At 55.5% G+C, this 18,405-nt stretch carries 17 protein-coding genes; 14 read left to right on the plus strand and 3 right to left on the minus strand.

What is annotated here, in order from left to right; all coding sequences use genetic code 11:
• Positions 1-97: 97 nt before the first annotated feature.
• The 7 genes from ACR0KN_RS14045 to ACR0KN_RS14075 are packed head-to-tail and all read left to right on the plus strand — an operon-like array spanning position 98 to position 7,587.
• Complete coding sequence (locus tag ACR0KN_RS14045) at positions 98-925, plus strand: FAD binding domain-containing protein (RefSeq protein WP_480654375.1); 828 nt, start codon at positions 98-100, stop codon at positions 923-925.
• Positions 925-3,660, plus strand: a complete 2,736-nt coding sequence (locus ACR0KN_RS14050) for a molybdopterin-dependent oxidoreductase (protein WP_480654377.1) — start codon at positions 925-927, stop codon at positions 3,658-3,660. Before ACR0KN_RS14045 ends, ACR0KN_RS14050 begins: the two co-directional genes overlap by 1 nt.
• Positions 3,660-5,144 (plus strand): 6-hydroxynicotinate reductase, encoded by a 1,485-nt coding sequence (locus ACR0KN_RS14055; RefSeq protein ID WP_480654379.1) that lies wholly within the window; start codon positions 3,660-3,662, stop codon positions 5,142-5,144. The genes ACR0KN_RS14050 and ACR0KN_RS14055 overlap by 1 nt, the downstream gene beginning before the upstream one ends.
• Positions 5,141-6,004 (plus strand): UPF0280 family protein, encoded by an 864-nt coding sequence (locus ACR0KN_RS14060; protein ID WP_480654381.1) that lies wholly within the window; start codon positions 5,141-5,143, stop codon positions 6,002-6,004. The genes ACR0KN_RS14055 and ACR0KN_RS14060 overlap by 4 nt, the downstream gene beginning before the upstream one ends.
• Positions 5,991-6,572: an amino acid synthesis family protein gene (locus ACR0KN_RS14065; protein WP_480654383.1), complete on the plus strand. Its 582-nt coding sequence runs from the start codon at positions 5,991-5,993 to the stop codon at positions 6,570-6,572. Before ACR0KN_RS14060 ends, ACR0KN_RS14065 begins: the two co-directional genes overlap by 14 nt.
• A complete protein-coding gene (locus tag ACR0KN_RS14070) occupies positions 6,569-7,153 on the plus strand; it encodes an amino acid synthesis family protein (protein WP_170477094.1) in 585 nt (194 codons plus the stop codon). The genes ACR0KN_RS14065 and ACR0KN_RS14070 overlap by 4 nt, the downstream gene beginning before the upstream one ends.
• A gap of 8 nt (positions 7,154-7,161) precedes the next feature.
• Complete coding sequence (locus ACR0KN_RS14075; protein WP_480654385.1) at positions 7,162-7,587, plus strand: MarR family winged helix-turn-helix transcriptional regulator; 426 nt, start codon at positions 7,162-7,164, stop codon at positions 7,585-7,587.
• 61 nt (positions 7,588-7,648) lie between these two features.
• Here the strand turns inward: ACR0KN_RS14075 and ACR0KN_RS14080 are convergent, their stop codons facing one another.
• On the minus strand, positions 7,649-8,815 hold the full coding sequence (locus ACR0KN_RS14080; RefSeq protein ID WP_170543549.1) for an amidohydrolase family protein: 1,167 nt from the start codon (positions 8,813-8,815) through the stop codon (positions 7,649-7,651).
• A gap of 225 nt (positions 8,816-9,040) precedes the next feature.
• Here ACR0KN_RS14080 and ACR0KN_RS14085 point away from each other — a divergent pair, with 225 nt between their 5' ends.
• Positions 9,041-9,844: a ferredoxin--NADP reductase gene (locus tag ACR0KN_RS14085; protein WP_480654387.1), complete on the plus strand. Its 804-nt coding sequence runs from the start codon at positions 9,041-9,043 to the stop codon at positions 9,842-9,844.
• 69 nt (positions 9,845-9,913) lie between these two features.
• Here the strand turns inward: ACR0KN_RS14085 and ACR0KN_RS14090 are convergent, their stop codons facing one another.
• The gene (locus ACR0KN_RS14090; RefSeq protein ID WP_480654389.1) at positions 9,914-10,681 is read right to left on the minus strand and encodes a copper chaperone PCu(A)C; all 768 of its coding nucleotides are present in this window, start codon (positions 10,679-10,681) and stop codon (positions 9,914-9,916) included.
• Positions 10,682-10,768: 87 nt separating this feature from the next.
• On the opposite strand from ACR0KN_RS14090, the gene ACR0KN_RS14095 reads away from it, so the two are divergent.
• The 6 genes from ACR0KN_RS14095 to ACR0KN_RS14120 all read left to right on the plus strand — a co-directional run bounded on the left by ACR0KN_RS14095 (position 10,769) and on the right by ACR0KN_RS14120 (position 16,794).
• Positions 10,769-12,106, plus strand: coding sequence for a hypothetical protein (locus tag ACR0KN_RS14095; protein ID WP_480654391.1), 1,338 nt, complete (start codon positions 10,769-10,771; stop codon positions 12,104-12,106).
• A gap of 90 nt (positions 12,107-12,196) precedes the next feature.
• On the plus strand, positions 12,197-13,489 hold the full coding sequence (locus ACR0KN_RS14100; RefSeq protein ID WP_480654393.1) for an ABC transporter substrate-binding protein: 1,293 nt from the start codon (positions 12,197-12,199) through the stop codon (positions 13,487-13,489).
• Between the two features lie 30 nt (positions 13,490-13,519).
• Positions 13,520-14,446, plus strand: a complete 927-nt coding sequence (locus ACR0KN_RS14105) for a branched-chain amino acid ABC transporter permease (RefSeq protein ID WP_480654395.1) — start codon at positions 13,520-13,522, stop codon at positions 14,444-14,446.
• Positions 14,446-15,387, plus strand: a complete 942-nt coding sequence (locus ACR0KN_RS14110) for a branched-chain amino acid ABC transporter permease (RefSeq protein WP_480654397.1) — start codon at positions 14,446-14,448, stop codon at positions 15,385-15,387. The genes ACR0KN_RS14105 and ACR0KN_RS14110 overlap by 1 nt, the downstream gene beginning before the upstream one ends.
• Positions 15,375-16,106 (plus strand): ABC transporter ATP-binding protein, encoded by a 732-nt coding sequence (locus ACR0KN_RS14115; RefSeq protein WP_480654399.1) that lies wholly within the window; start codon positions 15,375-15,377, stop codon positions 16,104-16,106. Before ACR0KN_RS14110 ends, ACR0KN_RS14115 begins: the two co-directional genes overlap by 13 nt.
• Positions 16,099-16,794 (plus strand): ABC transporter ATP-binding protein, encoded by a 696-nt coding sequence (locus ACR0KN_RS14120; protein WP_480654401.1) that lies wholly within the window; start codon positions 16,099-16,101, stop codon positions 16,792-16,794. Before ACR0KN_RS14115 ends, ACR0KN_RS14120 begins: the two co-directional genes overlap by 8 nt.
• A gap of 127 nt (positions 16,795-16,921) precedes the next feature.
• Here ACR0KN_RS14120 and ACR0KN_RS14125 read toward each other — a convergent pair whose 3' ends face one another.
• Positions 16,922-18,400, minus strand: coding sequence for an aldehyde dehydrogenase (locus ACR0KN_RS14125; RefSeq protein ID WP_480654403.1), 1,479 nt, complete (start codon positions 18,398-18,400; stop codon positions 16,922-16,924).
• Positions 18,401-18,405: the final 5 nt, after the last annotated feature.

Consider the following 18,405-nt stretch of genomic DNA (forward strand, 5'->3'; position numbering starts at 1 on the left):
GGCCCCTGTCGGATTGGATGTGTTCTCAGGACAGTTCTGTTGACTCTGGCAAACGTCCACACTTATCATTAGTGTGCTAATGAAAGTGGATATGTGCATGGCCTACTCACAACCAAGCTTGTTGCCTGATGCGCTGGGCATTCTTAAGCAGGCTGGGGTCCGCGTTGTTGCGGGTGGGACAGATTTCTATCCGGCCTTGAAAGCAGGCCAGCACCCCGAAAGTCTGTTAGATGTAACAAGAATAGATGGGTTTTCGGACATCACGCAATCTGAAGGGGGCACAAGAATTGGTGCAGCCGTCACATGGTCGGATGTTGTTAGAACTGATCTTCCTCGGGCCTTTGATGCCTTGAAGCAGGCGGCGCGCGAGGTCGGAAGCATGCAAATTCAAAATGCAGGTACGGTTGTCGGAAACATTTGCAACGCCTCTCCCGCCGCCGATGGTGTTCCACCTCTGCTTGCATTGAATGCTGAGGTTGAGCTGGCCAGTGCAGCAAAGGGAAAGCGTGTTCTTCCCCTCGAGGCATTTATCAGGGGTGTGCGGCAAACAGCGTTGATGGATGACGAGCTGGTGACAGCGATCATCGTGCCGAAACCCCATGCTGGCATGACGTCTGGTTTTGAAAAATTAGGGAGCCGTCGCTATTTGGTCATTTCTATTGCCATGACAGCGGCAAATGTTCTTTTGGATACACAGGGAAGAATAGCCGAGGCTCGCATCGCAGTAGGGTCCTGTTCCGCCGTAGCGCAACGGCTTAAGGCGGTAGAGGCGAGCCTGATCGGTCAGGATCCCGCTGATGTCAGGATTTCTCCGATTGATGTCGCAGCATTAGCGCCGATCGATGATGTCCGAGGGACAAGTTCGTATCGTCTCGATGCAGTGCGTCATCAAATTCAGCGTGCAATTCACAAGGCGGTTTCGTGATGAACAAAGCGCTTTCAGGTACCCCGACCCCATTTCGTTTGAATGGACGTGAAGCGGCCCCAATGCTTTTCCCTGGCCAACGACTGTCCGAAGTTCTGCGCGAGGGTTTGGGGCAACGCGATGTGAAGATTGGCTGCGATGCGGGGGATTGCGGCGCGTGTACTGTACTGCTTGAGGGTGAGCCCGTTTGCGCCTGTCTGACCCCAGCACATCAGGTTGCGGGGCGCGAAGTCGAGACTGTGCAAGGACTATATGCCAATGACCCCGTGGCAGCCAAGCTGGCGCAGAGCTTTCTGGATCATGGCGCAGCGCAATGCGGGATCTGTACGCCTGGCATGATGGTATCTGCCGTTGCGCTACTGCGGGACGTGCCCGAGCCCACCGAGGCGCAAGTGCAGGATGCGCTAGGCGGTGTGCTATGTCGCTGTACAGGTTACCGCAAAATCATCGACGCGGTGATGGGTGCGCCCTCGGTTGCTATCGCGACAGCAGGTAAGGTGGGCGAAGCGGTTCAGCATTTGGATGGGATCGAAAAAGTTTCGGCTACCATCAAGTACGGCGATGATATTGCACCCGTGGGGTGCCTTGAGATTTTGGTCATTCGCTCCCCCCATGCCCGGGCGGTCTTTGAAATCGGTGACCTCGAAGGGTTCGCGCAGGCGGCCGGACTGGACGCGGTTCTGACTGCGGAAGACGTGAAGGGCCAGAACAACTTTGGCGTGATACCCGGATTTGAAGACCAACCCGTCTTTGCCGAGCGGGAAACGCGTTTCAGGGGAGAGGCTGTCGCGGCCCTGATTGGTGCTCGGGATGTGCTTAGCGCGATCGATCCAGAAATGGTACCTATTACTTGGGCCGAACTGCCTGCCTTACAAGACATGGACGCAGCCCAAGGTGAAAGAGCCGATCAACTACATGATGGCCGGGACAACAATGTGATGTGTGCTGGTTTTGTGACCTGTGGCGATCCAAATGCGGCCCTGGCACGAGCGCATGTAATCGTGGAAGGCCGGTTTGAAAGCGGCTTTGTCGAGCATGCCTATATTGAACCTGAAGCGGGTTTCGCCGAAGTTGTAAACGGTCGCGTTGAGGTGCATGCCTGCACGCAAGCCCCGGTTATGGATCTCGAAGGGCTCGAGCGTGTTCTGGGGCTTGACCGCTCGGACATACGTGTTTTGCCAACGGCCACCGGAGGCGGTTTCGGTTCCAAGTTGGATATGAGTGTACAGCCCTATCTGGCGCTCGCGGCACTGAAGACAGGCAAACCTGTGCGGCTTTGCTACACGCGTACTGAATCCATGCAATGTTCGACCAAACGGCACCCCTCAGACATCACGCTTAGGATCGGTGCCGATAAGACGGGCAAGCTCTGCGGCTTTGACTTTCGTGGCCGCTTTGACACGGGGGCTTATGCCAGTTGGGGCCCGACAGTGGCGAACAGGGTGCCAGTCCATGCTTCGGGACCGTACCGCGTGGCGGACTACATCGCGCAGGCCAAGGGTGTGCATACCAACAACCCGCCATCGGGGGCGTTTCGCGGCTTTGGTGTGCCTCAGGCAGCCATTGCACAAGAATGTCTTTTCGACGATCTGGCCGAGAAGCTGGGAATGGATGCGCTGGAGTTCCGTATTCTCAACGCATTGGATAATGGTGTGCCGACCGTGTGCGGACAGGTATTTGACCAGGGTGTCGGGATCAAGGCCTGCCTTGAGGCATTGCGGTTTGCCTGGACGGAAGAGCGTGCAGGTGTTGAGGCATTCAATGCACAAAATGACACTGTAAAACGCGGTGTGGGTATCGCCAGCGGATGGTATGGTTGTGGCAACACGTCTTTGCCCAATCCATCGGCCATCAAATGCGGCATTCGCGCTGATGGAACGGTGGTGCTACATCAAGGCGCGATGGATATCGGTCAGGGGGCCAATACCGTCATCACCCAGATTTTTGCTACCGCACTTGGGGCCGAGGTGGGTCAGATTACGCTTGTCGGAGCGGATACGGATGTGACACCGGATGCGGGCAAAACCTCGGCCTCGCGCCAGACTTTTGTCTCGGGCAATGCGGCGCGGCTCTCGGGTGAGGCATTGCGGGCCATGATACTGGAACGTCTGAACGTTGCCGAAGATGCTGCCTTGGAGTTCAGCGCCGGGGAAATTCAAGCGACTGATGCCGGGGGGGCTCGTGTTCTGGATCTTTCGGCTCTAGAAGCGGACTCGGATGGGTATGTTCTTCGCGCCGAAGAAAGCTATGATCCGCCGACAAAGCCCTTGGATAAAAACGGGCAGGGGCATCCTTACGCCCAATTTGGCTATGCCGCGCATCTGGCTGTTGTCGAAGTGGATACCGCGCTGGGCACAGTCACGCCAGTGAAATTCATTGCGGCTCATGATGTCGGTCAGGCCATCAACCCGATGCTAGTCGAAGGGCAGGTCCATGGCGGCATTGCTCAGGGTCTGGGGATGGCGCTAATGGAGGAATACATCCCGGGACGGACCGAGAACCTGCATGACTATTTGATCCCGACAATCGGGGACATCCCACCGATTGAGACGATTATCATAGAAGAAACTGACGCGCATGGCCCGTATGGCGCCAAGGGACTGGGAGAGCATGTTTTGATCCCAACGGCACCGGCGATCCTGAACGCAATCAAACATGCAACAGGGGTACGACTGTTCAAGGGACCGGCAATCCCCAGCGTCGTCCATGCAGCCCTCAAGAAGAGTGTAACCTGATGACGGATGTAGCGAAGCCAGAAAAAATCCGCTGCGATGCCTGCCCGGTGATGTGCTATATCGCAGAAGGCAATTCCGGTGCCTGCGACCGCTATGCAAACCACGGCGGCGAACTGGTTCGCCTTGATCCGTTGACAATCATCCAAAGCGGCCAAGACCTCGTTCCGTTCATGGGCGAGGGCGCGGCAGAGGAATGGGATGGCGATATCTTCAAAGGTGAGCGTCAGTTTGTGACAGCTGTAGGAGCGGGAACCACTTATCCCGACTACAAGCCCGCGCCTTTTATCGCCAGCCAAGAGGTTGAAGGCGTCGATATGGTCACCGTCGTGACCGAGGGCATCTTTAGCTATTGCGGTGTGAAGGTGAAGATCGACACTGATCGCCACATCGGCCATGAGCGAGACGTGGTGCGCGTCGACGGGGAACCGATCGGCCATGTCATGACCTCTGAATACGGCTCAAAGATGCTGTCTTTGGGTGGTGTCGAGCACCTCACAGGTGGTAGCAAGAAAGAAGGCCGCGTAACCTGTGACGCCCTGCTGCGGCTGTGCAACCGAGAACCTGTCACGATGGTCATTGGCGAAGAGGATCACGCCACCGATGTTGTGGTTGAGGCGGGAAAACCACCTATCATCAATGGCGTGACTGAAAGCTTGATGCGCGTAGGCTGCGGTTCTGCCACGATAGGCATGTTCCCGAAACAGTGGATTGGTCATGTCGACGACGTCGTGGTGGTGGATGACCACATCACCGGAGTGCTCAGCGAGCACGAGACAGGCAAGCAGCTTGATGTCCCGGCAACGGGGATCAAGATCAAAGGACGGCGCTCGACGCCTGGGCGATACTTTCAAGTGGCTGAACCCGGTACAGGTTGGGGGGGGACAGATATCGAGGACCCCCTTGCGATCCTTGGCCCCTTCAACCCCAAAACAGCGTGGGAAGGCCTGCGGCTATTTATGGTGTCCACAACGGGTGAGCAGTTTTCATACTATGAACTCGACGCCGATCTTGTCCCGCAACTGCGGGACGTACCCGCGAAACTTGCGGCTTCAGCTGCGCTGATTGCGGAAAACTGCGAACCTTCGGTTTGTTCAGTGCTGTTCATGGGTGGGGCAGGGGGATCGCTGCGCGCAGGCGTTACTGAGAACCCCGTACGCCTGACCAAATCGGTCAAGGACGCGCTGACCCACGTGTCTTGCGGTGGTGCAGATGCCTATGTGTGGCCCGGAGGCGGGATCACTGTAATGGTAGATGTGTTGGATATGCCCACGAATTCTTTTGGCTATGTTCCAACTCCCGCGCTTGTCGCCCCCATCGAATTTACCTTGCGTGTTAGAGATTACGCTGCCCTGGGCGGACATGTGGACCACATGCGCCGCGTCAGTGACATCAATTCGGATCAGGCTCGCCACGTACGACGAAAACCTAATGCCGGGGATCCGATGGATCTTGGAAACTACAATTGGAAGGCGGACGCAGAATGAGGCCGCGCGCGCGCCCTTTGCCCGATGGCCAACGGCTGCATCTGCAGCATGGTCCCAGTGATCTGATTGTTTGGGTGGAAGGGGATCGGGATCAGGCGTATCGGGCCGCAGCAAAGCGGTTCGAAACGATCATCGCCGAAATTGTACAGGAACTGCCGGACCTTCGGGGGATGCTGTCTCCGCTAACAAAACGTCCCAACGGCACAGTTGCGCGTCGAATGCATGACGCGTGTCTGCCGTTGACTGATGTGTGGTACGTCACACGGATGGCCGCCGTGGCCGGAAGCATCGCGGATGAGGTGCTTGCGGCAATGACCCAAAGCGCGAATATCACGCGCGCTTATGTCAACAACGGTGGAGATATTGCTCTATATCTGACCCCAGGAACGAGCTTCAATACCTCGATCCAAGCCCATGACGGCGGCGAATTGGGCCGGATTGAAGTTACGGACAAGGATCGTATCGGGGGTATCGCGACCTCTGGTCGCCACGGGCGCAGCCTGTCTCTGGGCATCGCGGACAGCGTGACGGTGCTCGCCTCATCGGCCGCTGAGGCTGACGTCGCGGCAACACTCATCGCCAATGCGGTGGACCTGCCGGGTCATCCATCGATCACACGTCGCGCCGCTTGCGATATCGACGAGAACAGTGATTTGGGGGAGTTGCCGGTCACTGTTAGCTGTGGTGCTTTGTCAGCCGAGGATTGTGAACGCGCTTTGGCCCGAGGTCTCAACCGCGCGACATCGTTTCAGGCCCTGGGACGGATCGCGTCTGCGGGTTTGTTCCTCCAGGACCGATCTGTCACAACCGGTGCACACGCATTTTCGTTCCAACAAGAGATACAACATGTCCCAGCTTAATGTCCGGAAAACAGCCTATTCTGTCGAAGAGATTTTCCACGAAGGTGGTCCGGCCCCGGCGAGCCCCCTGCGCCGGGCGGCGGCGATTGCGATCATCGAGAACCCATTTGCCGGGCGTTACGAGCCTGATATTCAATGGTTCATGGAGGACCTCAAGCCACTTGGTTTGCAGATGGCGAGGCGATTGGTCGAGATGCTGGGCGGGGCGGACAAGATTGAAGGCTATGGCAAAGGCGCATTGATAGGTGAGGCGGGTGAGCTGGAACATGGCGCCCTGTGGCACGCTCCGGGAGGTTACGCGATGCGCGAACTTCTCAATGATTCCAACGCGATTGTACCCTCTACCAAGAAAGTCACGGGCGTTGGCGGGCGACTCGATGTGCCGATCACCCATATAAATGCCTCATACGTTCGAAGCCACTTTGACAGTATGGAAGTCGGCCTGAACGACGCGCCCAAAGCTCATGAAATGGCCGTCATTCTGGTCATGAGCACGGGACCACGCATCCACGACCGCGCTGGCGGCCTGGCAGCCAAGGATATCAAAGGAGAGGACGGCCTGAGATGAGCGCTAAGATTCGTAAGATCGCTGTAAACATCGAAGAAACGCATTCTGAAATCGGACGAAAGATCGACCCGGCCACCCGCAAGGCCGTCGCCGTTGCAGTAATCGAAAACCCGTTTGCGGGCACCTATACCGAGGACTTAAGCGCATTGATGGAGATCGGTGCAGAGCTGGGAACGCTCTTGGGTCGCAAATGCGTAGAAGCCCTTGGCATCACACCAGAGCAGGCAGAGAGCTATGGCAAGTCGGCCATGGTCGGCGAAAATGGCGAGTTGGAACATGCCGCTGCGATCCTCCATCCCAAGTTGGGCGCGCCGTTGCGTAAAGAAGTGGAAAAAGGGGCCGCCTTGGTGCCGTCTTCGAAAAAGATGGGTTCGCCCGGTCAGGTGCTAGATGTGCCGCTTGGGCACAAGGACGCAGCCTATGTGCGCAGCCACTTTGACGGCATCGAAGTACGGCTGAACGATGCGCCGCGCGCAAATGAAATCATGGTGGCCGTGGCCGTGACCGACAGCGGGCGGCCATTACCCCGTGTTGGTGGCTTGACCCACGATGAAGCAGAAGGCAAAGACGGGCTTCGTTAGGAGCACTTATGTCAAACAGCGTTGATCCCTACCATCTTGAAGACCAGGTCGGATACCTTTTGCGGCTGGCCAGTCAGCGCCATTCGATCATCTTTCAGAACCGAATTTCCAAAGATCTGACGCCGACGCAGTTCTCCACGCTGATCCGCGTGGCGGAGAAGAAAGAGGTGTCGCAAAACCAGCTGGGCCGACTTGCAGCAATGGATATTGCGACGATCAAAGGGGTGGTTGACCGTCTGAAAGCTAAAGGGCTTTTGCGCGCGACCGCCGATCCCGGTGACAAGCGCCGATCTATCATCTCATTGACCGAGGCGGGCGCTGAGTTAATGGAACAGCTTTACGCTGACGGGTTTGGGATTTCGCATGAAACCCTCGCACCTCTCAAGAAGTCCGAGCAAAAGACGCTTCTGGCATTGCTCAAAAAGATAACCTGACCTTCAAAGATCGCGTTGCCCGCATATTGCGCCAAACAACCCAAGTCACCGAAAATCGGGCTTACAAAATACGTTCCGGCAGGCGTTGTGCGGGCGGTGTGTTGCGAGAACGTTCCGAGCAGATCACGCCGTCAATGATCGTCATGCCAACACCCGGCAGGTTCCCCTGCGCGACGCTTTCAAGCATGTTTTTTCCGGGCGCGTGCTGCGCTTGGTCCAGCAGGACGAAATCGGCGCAACGACCCTTTTCAATAAGACCCACATCCAGATCACGCTGCCGTGCGGTGTTCCCATTGCCAAAGCAAAAGGCAATCTCGGCGGGGACGTTTCCGAAGGCCGACAGCATGGCAATCATCCGCAAGATTCCAAGCGGTTGCACACCTGACCCTGCTGGCCCGTCGGTACCCAAGATCACTTGATCCAGCTTGCCTAACTCGCGCGCGGTATTCACCGTAAGCACCGCGGCGCGTTCATTGCCGTTATGAACGATTTCAAAGGCTTGCTTGGTGCAGGTTTCACAAAGGCAGATGATCTGATCATCCGGCAGTGCCGAATGACCTCCGTTAATGTGCCCGATCACGTCGGTACCCGTCTCGATCACCATATCCGCGTCGATGAGGCCGGACCCGGGGATGGATGGGCCTCCCGTGTGGATCGTGGACTGAATCCCATGTTTTCTGGCCCATTCGACCATCTGGTTTGCGGTTTTGCCGTCCTTGACCGAACCCAAGCCGACTTCACCCAGATATTTCACTCCGGCGTTGGCCAGTTCGGCGAAATCCTCCTCGACCATGCCATGTTCGATGACAGGGGCGCCGGCATGGACCTTGACACCGGAGGGGCGAAAATTTTCATACCAGCGTTGTGCCGCGATCGACATCGCCTTGAGGCCGATCACATCTTTGGGTCGCCCCGGCATATGAACCTCTCCGGCCGAGATCATTGTGGTCACACCTCCGTTCAGAGTGGAGTCGATCCAGTGGAGTTGTTGCTGACGGGGCGTGTAGTCACCTACCACCGGGTGCACATGGCTGTCGATCAGACCGGGGGCAAGCGTCACACCATGGGCGTCTACGATGCTGGTTGCGTCGTCGGTATCGAGGTCCTTTTCATTGCCCCATGCGTCTATCTTACCATCTATAGCAATCAGACAATCGCCATCAAAAATCGGTTCTTCCATTTTTCCTGACAGGATCATGCCGATGTTCTTTATGACAAGTTTTTCCATAAGATCCTCCCACTATTCATTAGTATACGAATATAATTAGCAGGCATGCGTCAAGATAATTCTCGGACGAGAGGCATTCTTCACAAATCAATTGACAGGATACTCCATTGCCTCATAATCATTAGTATACTAATGAAATGAATGACCTGACAAAGGTGGCTGACAAAGAATGCCTCATGGTTAGGGCATCTGGCCGCTTTCTTGGTGGCAAGAGGAGGTGATCTGATGGCGCTCGATTCCAAAGAGACAAAGTTCCCGATCCCGGCGGGTGTATTTGCCCAGACCGTAACTGAAGTGCAGCACTATACTGATCGGCTGTTTCGGTTCCGTATGACGCGGCCTGCATCTTTCCGCTTCCGGTCCGGTGAATTTGTGATGATTGGCCTGCCAAATGCCGAGAAGCCTGTGTTCCGGGCCTACTCCGTGGCGTCTCCCAGTTGGGATGAGGAGTTGGAGTTTTATTCGATCAAAGTTTCGGATGGCCCACTTACCGAGCATCTGCAAAAGATCAAGGAAGGTGACACTATTTTAATGCGCAGAAAACCAACGGGCACCTTGGTGAACGATGCGTTGTTGCCCGGCAAACGGCTTTGGATGTTTTCTACAGGTACCGGATTTGCGCCCTTTGCCAGTTTGATCCGAGACCCCGAGACCTATGAGAAGTTTGACGAAGTCATCGTCACCCACACCTGCCGCGAAGTTGCTGAACTCACCTATAGCAAGAACCTGGTTGCGTCTGTGAAAGACGATCCGTTGTGCGGAGAGTTTGCGCATGGTCTGCGCCTTTATACGACCACCACACGCGAAGACTATCCATTCATGGGTCGCACTACCGATCTAATGACCAATGGCAAACTGTTTGAAAACCTAGGGGTTCCGCCTATTTCGCCAGATACCGACCGGGGCATGATCTGCGGCTCAATGGATATGCTCAAAGATACCAAGGCTCTACTCGAGGAGTTCGGTCTGGTCGAGGGATCGAACAGTAAACCAGACACGTTTGTTGTTGAGCGTGCTTTTGTCGATTAAGAACAACTGCTTGTTTTCTGCTTTTCTGTGATTCACTGAAGGCTTGTCACTTGCCAAAGGCAATCCGCATCATAGTGTAAATCTATAGGTTACCGAGATGGGTGCGCCATTCGACATATAAGGGCGGTGGTCGTTAGAGTTCAGCGCAACAGTTAATTCATAATCGCCGGGCTTCAGCGCTCCGACCTGAAAGCTGTTTTCGTAAAGTCGGCCAAGCTTCAGGCCGTTCAGATAGATATGGGCGTGACCCTGACCGTCGATATGCGGTGTGCCGTCCTCGACAAGGACAAACTCGAAGTTTTTGACGCTGATTTGAACGGCAAATCCGTTAGTGCGGACCTGCGGATCCTGAACCAGCGCGATCGTCGGGCTAGGGGAGATTTCGATGCCGTTGGCATTGCTGTGGTCCATTGACGTCATACTGCCGGTCGCCTCTGGATTCAGGATGCGAGTCACCACCTCGCTGCCATCGTCAAACGTGAGCGCCAGCGAATGATAAGTGCCTTCGGGAAAGCTTCCGTCGGGCACTTGCAACATGATATGGGCCCCGTCCATTGCCAGTTGCGCCGGATCGCCGCCAGGCACTACAAGTGGTTTGTCATGGCCAGGGTTCATTAATGACGTGTGGGCTCCAGATGGCGACGTGACGCTTTGAAGAATGCGAGGGTCACCGTCATTTTGCAGCTTGAGAGTGACCATGAACAGCGATCCCGACGCCCCCATCGGCGCGGCGCGCCCGTCGCTGACCTTTACAGCAGTTTGCGGCGTACCTGCGAATATGTAGGCGAAACCCAACGCGGCCGCGATACCTGCCACAGCGAACCAGCGTTTGCTCATCTGACTTGCCTCCTTGCAAGAATTTGTGTGTATGCTAACGAAGTGAAGATGATTGTGAAGTCATTTCTAGCGTTAATTTGCGCCACTATGGTTGCTGGACCAGCCTTTGCCCATGCCGCCGATCAGGGTTTTGTGCTTCTTCTGCCCACCACCGCCTACATCACTGGTGGTTCAGCGACTGTGGCTGCGACAATCCTGCTGCTTGTTTGCCTGAGACCAGGGCAGATTGAGGTTATACTGCGGCCCATTACATTGCCTCTCAAGCGCGGTCGAGGCCGATGGTGCAACTGGGGTCAGATCGCAGCCTCCCTTTGTCTGATGTTGTTGATTCTGATTGGTCTAAGGGGCCCAACGGACCCGCAAGCGAACCTCATGCCTTTGGTGCTGTGGACCATATGGTGGATGTTGCTTTTCATGGTGCAAGCGCTGATCTTCGATGTCTGGAAATGGGTTAATCCCTGGCCGGGCTTGCACCGTCTGTTGGCCCCAGATCACAAAGCACCTCTGACACTTGCAAAAAAACTTTCGATTTGGCCGGCTGTTGTTCTTATGGCGGCGTTTCAGGGCTTTGTTCTTGCGGATGCAGCACCAAACGATCCGGGCAGGCTTGCGAGTTTCGCGCTTGGATACTGGGGTTTTACAGTACTGGGTATGACCCTTTTTGGGCGCAAATCCTGGCTTGGTCAGGTCGAGTGCTTTTCGGTCTTGTTCGCACTGATCGGCACAATCAGATCGGTGCGCGGGGCAGCCTTTGGCGTGCCGGGATGGCAAGTCTTTCACGGTAATAAGTTTGATCTAAGCCATGCGGCCTTTGTAATAATTATGCTCGCATCCGGCAGTTTCGATGGCCTCTACGAGACCTTCTGGTGGCTGGATCAGTTAGGCGTCAATCCCTTGGAGTATCCGGGGCGAACCGCGATGATCTGGCCGACGACGCTTGGCCTCTACACCAGTATCCTACTGCTGACGTGTATTTTTGCGCTCGCCGTTTACTTGGGAACGGTACTAGTGCACGAGACCGTTTCCTTCAAAATAGCATTCATCCGCTTTTCCATCACCTTGCTGCCGATTGCGATCGGCTATCATTTTGCCCACTACTTCGTGACGTTTCTGGTTCAAATTCAGGTTGTAGTCGCAACACTGGCCGATCCTTTCGCGCTTGGCTGGAATCTGTTCGGGCTAGGCAGCCGCCCCGTCAGGGTCGGGTTTCTGACGGTTCCAGAAACTGTGAAGACCATCTGGCTCACCCAGGCGGGTGTCGTTGTATTGTCGCATGTTTTAGCGGTCATCTTGTGCCACAGGACAGCTGAGGCTCTTTGCACATCCCGAAGGGACATTCTGCTGTTGCAATTGGGTCTGTCTATCTTGATGATTTTCTATACGATTTTCGGGCTGTGGCTGCTTTCCAGCCCGCGCGGAGCCTAAAAAATGTAGACAACTCGTTAGTATACATACAAACTGATCAAAAAAGAGAGGCGAAACATCGCCCTAAAAACAACAGAGGAGATGAACGCCATGACAAAGACTTCAAAGATCAGTCGCCGTAGTACACTGCTTGGTCTCGGGGCCGGTGCAAGTGCTCTGGCCGCGGGTGGGGTGTTGCCCGGTTCTCTTGGTTTTGCGCAAGCGCAAAGCTCGGCACCGATCAAGATCGGATTCCAAAAGCACGCGACTGGCATTGGCGCTGCATATGGCCGCTGGTATGACGTGGCGACCAACGCCGCTGCTGCGCGCATCAACGAAATGGGCGGCATCAATGGCCGTCCGGTCGAGATCATCACAGAAGACGACGCAACCGATCCCGGGCGTGGGGCCGAAGTGCTTGAGAAATTTGCCAACCAACACGAGGTAGACGTCGCTTTCGGTACCTTGTTCAGCCACGTGGTAATTGGCTCTGCGCCCCGCGCGGGCGAGTTGAAACTGCCTTATTTTGTTGTTTCCGAAGGTCACCATGTCGCCAGCGGCATGCTGAATCGCTATACGCTGCAACCAGGTATCACCGATGTGAAAAGTCAGGTTATTTCAATGGCACCTTTCGTCGCCGACAATCTGGGTAAAAAGGTCACGATGATTTATCCTGACTTTGCTTTCGGCCATGATCATCGCGACTTTTTCTCGCAAGCGATTGAGGCGCATGGGGGCGAAGTTGTTGCGAAGATTGCGATCCCGCCCACCGAGACAACCTTCACCCGCTATTTCCCAAGCATCCCGCGCGAAACCGAGGTGATCTATCATGTGATGGTGGGCCCGGCAGTGCTGACATTCGTCAAAGAAATGGGCGAGTTCTTCGGGCCCAGCCGACCCGAGATTTTTGGCTTTATCGACAGCCTTGAAGCGGTTGATATACAAAGCCCCGGGCTTGAGTTCCTCGAAGGCACGTATTTCTGGGAAGGCATGCCGCGCTATAAGCAGGCCAACGAATCTGAGGCGGCCTCAGCCTATCGTGCGGCAGTCGGCGTGAATGACAGTGGCGCTGCGATCGATGACCCGGCCAATGTTGCAACTTACGCTCATATGTTCGGGTGTTGGGAAACGATGCATATCATTAAGGCAGGTATGGAAGCAGCGGACTACCAAGGGCCTGCAGATCGCTCAAAACTGATCGAAGCGGTCGAGGCGATGACTGACATGCCGGAATCCATCGAACATCCGCAGGGTGAAAAGGTCTTTAACGGCAAGACCCATCAGGCCTTTGGCAAACAGTATATCTCAAAGGTTGGTGATGGCCGTCTTGATGTGGTGCATACCGCGTCAATCGAGGATGGCCTTTATGAAGATGAGGTGGATTACACCACGCAATCCTTCTGATCCCGACATTAGGCAAAAGCGAGACTGGGTATGGACTTCGGGCCTCACCTGATGCTCGCCTCCATCGAGGGGGCGGTCATCTCGGCTATTCTTGTGCTGACGGCAATGGGGCTCAGCATTGTGTTCGGCGTCATGCGCGTTGTGAATGTCGCCCATGGCGAGTTCTTCATGCTGGGTGCGGTATTTGCCTGGGCGGTAAGCACGATGATCGGCGGACATGCAGGTTTCGGATTTGTGGCCGCCCTGCTTATAGTGCCGGTTTTGGTCGGCTGCATTGCGGCGGGGGTTGATCAGCTGATCCTAAAGCGGATCGACTATGACGTGGACCGGACCATCGTAGCCACGATTGGCGTACTTTATATTGTGCAGCAATCGACGCTGATGCTGTATGGACCCGAGGCGCGGCCCGTCGCGCCACCATTCAACACTCGCTTGGCACTGCCCTGGTTCGAATTTGGTGCAGATGGATTCCAAATGATCTGGCCCTGGGGGCTAAGCGTGACGACCTACAAGCTGTTCGTGATAGTTGCGGCGATTTCCGTGTTGGGGGTGCTTTGGTTTGTGCTGACGCGCACCAAGATCGGATTGATCATGCGTGCAACGCAGCAGGATCGCGAGATGGCTCAGGCCTTTGGGGTGCCGGTCAATCGTGTGTACTCCTGGGTATTTGGCCTGGGTGCAGGGCTGGCAGCACTAGGTGCTGTGTTAGTGGTTCCAATTCAGCAGGCCCATTATCTGATGGGTGGAGATCCATTGTTGCTGGCGTTTATCGTGGTAATCATCGGCGGTCTCGGAAGTTTGCCCGGCACTGTGATTGCAGCGGTGCTGATCGGAATGAGCGATGGCATTATCTCGGTCTTTTTCTCGCCGACTCTGGCCAAAATCATCGCGACCTTCCTTGTCGCAATGGTGCTTGTGTTTAAGCCGCAAGGCTTGATTGGGCGGGTGGCGGCCTGATGACGATGTCCAGAACAACCGCTTTGCATTTCGGCACCTTACTTGTGCTTATCGCATTGTTCTTCGTGCTGCCCGCCTATCACGTCGGAGCCTTCTCGCGGATCATGGTGCTTGCGATTTATGCCATCGGGTTCAATCTGCTGTTTGGCTATACCGGCCTGCTGAGCCTCGGCCACGCCATGTTCTTTGCCGCCGGAATGTACGGGTTTGGGCTGAGCATGAATTTCGGCGGACTGTCAGTGCTGCCAGCTTTTGCAGTTGGCGCCCTTGCCGCGGGGTTGTTGGCACTGGGCGTTGGCTTATTGGCGCTGCGTACCATCGGTGTCGCGTTCATGATCGTGACGCTGATGTTTGCTCAAACCTTCTATCTCGTGATCCTGTATTTCGGAGAATACACGCGCGGTGACGAAGGCTTCATCATTCAACAGGCCCAACGCAACCTCGCTGGGATTGACCTGACAACGGAAACGGCACGTTACTTCGCTGCATTTACCCTTTTCGCCATCTGCTTTCTCGCCATGGCGCGTTTGGTGCAAAGCCCATTCGGCAAGCGACTGGTCGCCATACGGGAAAACGAGGAGCGTGCCCGGATGTTGGGATATGACGTAGGGCGGCTTAAACTTGCCGCGCTGGTTGTATCTGGCCTGTTTTCAGGTGTCGCAGGCGCCGCCTACGCGATGCTGTTCGGCTATGTCGGTGCAAGCTTTGCTGCGGTGCATTATTCCATCTTCCCGCTGCTATGGGTTTTGCTGGGAGGGGCCGGAACTACGATCGGTCCTCTCATCGGTGTCATCTTCATGTTCTATCTGATCGACATTTCTAGCAGTTTCACCAACGCATATATGTTTGTTGCCGGTGTTGCTCTGGTTCTGCTGACCCTGTTCGCCCCCCAAGGTATTGCGGGCACAATACGCAAGAGAGCTGTGTCATGGTTGCCGTAAATATCCTTGAGACCAAAGGCCTGACTAAGATCTATGGCGGGCTCCAGGCCAATACTGACATAGATTTCTCTCTGCGAAGGAATGCAATTACAGCGTTGATAGGGCCAAACGGCGCGGGCAAGTCGACATTTGTTGGAATGGTTAGCGGGCGGACTCCACCAACCCGCGGCAGCGTTTCATTCGAAGGCCGGGACATCAGCCAACTGCCCGCACATAAACGCATGCAACTCGGCATGGCCTATACGTTCCAAATCACTTCGATCTTTCCCGGACTGACGGTTGAAGACAACGTCGCCCTTGCTGCCGGCCGCAGGCTTGCGCATGACAAAGTAGCCCATGCTGAAACGACGGCTGCTGTGCTGGATAGAATTGGATTGAAGGATCGCGCTGGCCAGGTCGCCTCGGACCTCAGTTATGGTCACCAAAGGGTGTTGGAAATTGCCATGGGTCTGGCGCAGGATCCCAAGCTTTTCATCCTTGACGAACCGACCCAAGGTCTGGCCGAAGGTGAAGTTGAAGCGTTTGTGGCGCTCATGCGGACGATGGCCGAAGAAACAACGATCCTGCTGATCGAGCACAATATGCGGGTGGTCGCTGAAACCGCCGATCATGTTGCAGTGCTGGATCAGGGTCGCCTTTTGGCCTCGGGTAGCTTTGACGAAATTCGCGCGAACGCTGCCGTGCAATCCGCCTATTTGGGGGCGCCCGCCGATGTTTGAGGTCCAGAATATCCACACCGGCTATGGCAAGGTAAAAGTACTGTTTGGCGTATCGCTGACCGTCAGTGCAGGGGAAATTCATTGCCTGATGGGCCGCAACGGGGCGGGCAAAACGACATTGCTGAAAGCAATCATGGGGCAACTACCCCTGAGCCAAGGTGAGGTCATCTTAGATGGTGAACGCCTCAGCGCCCTGCCTGCACACCTCGTGCCACAACGCGGAATCGGCTATATCCCGCAGGGACGGCGGCTTTTTCCTGAGCTTACGGTTTCAGAGAACATCGAAATGGGCCTTTTGGCGCGGGGTGAAGGTGCAGATACACGAGATTGGGTGCTTGAACTCTTTCCCCGGCTCAAGGAACGTCTGAGCCAAGTCGCCGGTACACTTTCAGGAGGTGAACAGCAGATGTTGGCCACAGCCCGAGCGTTATGCCTGCGCCCCAAGGTATTGCTTTTGGACGAACCGACCGAAGGCTTGCAGCCTTCAATGATCGAACAGATCCGGCAAGTCGTGGTCAAAATGAAAGCAGAAGGCTACGCTATCGTCCTTGTGGAACAGCGTATCGATGCGGTTTTGTCGATTGCTGACCGGATCACCTTTATTGAAAACGGCCAAGATCGTGTGACTGTCCAACCCGCAGATGTCGCTGAAGATCAGACGATCCTTACACGTTACCTCGGTGTCTAACAGCATCGACCCAGATAAGCTTCTGTAGGTTTTTCTGGATTTGGGTCGAAATCATCGCTGTAAGCGGTGCCTATTCCGTCACCAGTCCGTCAGAAGTTGGCTCAAAAAATTCCAGATCATATAAATGTCAGCGCATGGTGAATGGATTGGCCATTGCCGCATCTGACGTATTGATCCAGGTGGTTTTGGTTCTCGTGTAGTCATAAACCACGTCAATCCCGGCCTCTCGCCCATATCCGGACTGATTAAACCCACCAAATGGGGCAATGGGAGAGACTGCGCGATACGTGTTCACCCAGCAAATCCCTGCTTTGAGCCGTCCTGACACACGATGTGCACGGGCGACGTTTTGGGTGAATACCCCCGCGCCGAGCCCATATGGCGTTTCATTGGCGATTGCGATGGCTTCCTCTTCCGTATCAAACGGGATCAAGGACATAACCGGGCCAAACATCTCAACCTTCAGGGTCTCGATGTCGGTATTGGGGCATTCCACAAGCGTCGGCGCCATATAGTTGCCAGCGCGCTCCAACCTGCTTCCACCAAAACGGATACGCGCGCCCGCAGAACGGGCGGCATTTAGCGCGGCCTCTATTTTCTGTATCTGCGCTGACGTACAAAGAGGTCCGATTTGCGTATCGGGCGCAAGAGGATCGCCGACAGTGACGCCCTCCATTTTGGATTCAATCTGAGATACGATCTTTTCAAATACCGGGCGGTGGACAAGCCCACGACTACCAGCCACACAGCTTTGCCCTGATGCGCCAAAATTTCCTGCAATCAATCCATTCGCGGCACCATCGAGATCAGCGTCATCAAAAACGACCATCGGGGATTTTCCCCCAAGCTCAAGCGAGGTAACCGCGAAATTTTCGGCCGAGTTGCGAACGACATGACGCGCAGTTTCCGGCCCGCCGGTAAAGGCGATACGGTCTACATCCGGATGGCGCGTCAAGGGTATGGCGCAGTTTTCGGCATCACCAGTGAGGACCGATACAACGCCAGGCGGAAACCCCGCTTCTTCAATGAGACGGGCAAATTCAAGCAGGGGCGCAGGAGCGATTTCTGAGGCTTTTAGTACAACAGCACAGCCCGCAGCCAGGGCCGGCCCCAACTTGGTTGCGGTCAGGAACATCTGTGCGTTCCAGGGGACGATCGCGACCACAACGCCGATCGGTTCGCGCTGGGTAAACGCATGCATGTCGGGTTTATCAATGGGCAGAACTGCACCTTCGATCTTGTCTGCCAGTCCTGCATAATAGCGATAGTAATCCCCGACATAGGCGGATTGCGCCGCAGTCTCAGCCAGCAGCTTGCCGCTGTCGGTGGTCTCGATGCGGCCGATCTGTTCGGCATGCTCCTCGATCAATTCTGCCAGACGATACAACAGCTTGCCACGCTGAGTCTGGGTCATGTCGCGCCATGCAGGGTCGTTGAGGGCCCGGCGAGCGGCACTGATCGCGCGATCAACATCGTCGGGTGCCGCACAGGCAAAGGTGGCCCAATGTATTCCGGTGGCGGGGTTTTCCGAGGACATGGTTTGCCCTTGGGCACCGTCGGTAAATTCCCCGTCGATGAAAAGCTGGTAATGTGGTTTCTGGTCCATCTCTT

The organism is Ruegeria sp. AP7 (assembly GCF_056539905.1).

What these genes read in the sequence shown, in the direction of transcription:
- ACR0KN_RS14045 (WP_480654375.1), top strand. Translation starts at nt 98, where the DNA reads ATGGCCTACTCACAACCAAGCTTGTTGCCTGATGCGCTGGGCATTCTT.
- ACR0KN_RS14050 (WP_480654377.1), top strand. Translation starts at nt 925, where the DNA reads ATGAACAAAGCGCTTTCAGGTACCCCGACCCCATTTCGTTTGAATGGA.
- ACR0KN_RS14055 (WP_480654379.1), top strand. Translation starts at nt 3,660, where the DNA reads ATGACGGATGTAGCGAAGCCAGAAAAAATCCGCTGCGATGCCTGCCCG.
- ACR0KN_RS14060 (WP_480654381.1), top strand. Translation starts at nt 5,141, where the DNA reads ATGAGGCCGCGCGCGCGCCCTTTGCCCGATGGCCAACGGCTGCATCTG.
- ACR0KN_RS14065 (WP_480654383.1), top strand. Translation starts at nt 5,991, where the DNA reads ATGTCCCAGCTTAATGTCCGGAAAACAGCCTATTCTGTCGAAGAGATT.
- ACR0KN_RS14070 (WP_170477094.1), top strand. Translation starts at nt 6,569, where the DNA reads ATGAGCGCTAAGATTCGTAAGATCGCTGTAAACATCGAAGAAACGCAT.
- ACR0KN_RS14075 (WP_480654385.1), top strand. Translation starts at nt 7,162, where the DNA reads ATGTCAAACAGCGTTGATCCCTACCATCTTGAAGACCAGGTCGGATAC.
- ACR0KN_RS14080 (WP_170543549.1), bottom strand. Translation starts at nt 8,815, where the DNA reads ATGGAAAAACTTGTCATAAAGAACATCGGCATGATCCTGTCAGGAAAA.
- ACR0KN_RS14085 (WP_480654387.1), top strand. Translation starts at nt 9,041, where the DNA reads ATGGCGCTCGATTCCAAAGAGACAAAGTTCCCGATCCCGGCGGGTGTA.
- ACR0KN_RS14090 (WP_480654389.1), bottom strand. Translation starts at nt 10,681, where the DNA reads ATGAGCAAACGCTGGTTCGCTGTGGCAGGTATCGCGGCCGCGTTGGGT.
- ACR0KN_RS14095 (WP_480654391.1), top strand. Translation starts at nt 10,769, where the DNA reads ATGGTTGCTGGACCAGCCTTTGCCCATGCCGCCGATCAGGGTTTTGTG.
- ACR0KN_RS14100 (WP_480654393.1), top strand. Translation starts at nt 12,197, where the DNA reads ATGACAAAGACTTCAAAGATCAGTCGCCGTAGTACACTGCTTGGTCTC.
- ACR0KN_RS14105 (WP_480654395.1), top strand. Translation starts at nt 13,520, where the DNA reads ATGGACTTCGGGCCTCACCTGATGCTCGCCTCCATCGAGGGGGCGGTC.
- ACR0KN_RS14110 (WP_480654397.1), top strand. Translation starts at nt 14,446, where the DNA reads ATGACGATGTCCAGAACAACCGCTTTGCATTTCGGCACCTTACTTGTG.
- ACR0KN_RS14115 (WP_480654399.1), top strand. Translation starts at nt 15,375, where the DNA reads ATGGTTGCCGTAAATATCCTTGAGACCAAAGGCCTGACTAAGATCTAT.
- ACR0KN_RS14120 (WP_480654401.1), top strand. Translation starts at nt 16,099, where the DNA reads ATGTTTGAGGTCCAGAATATCCACACCGGCTATGGCAAGGTAAAAGTA.
- ACR0KN_RS14125 (WP_480654403.1), bottom strand. Translation starts at nt 18,400, where the DNA reads ATGGACCAGAAACCACATTACCAGCTTTTCATCGACGGGGAATTTACC.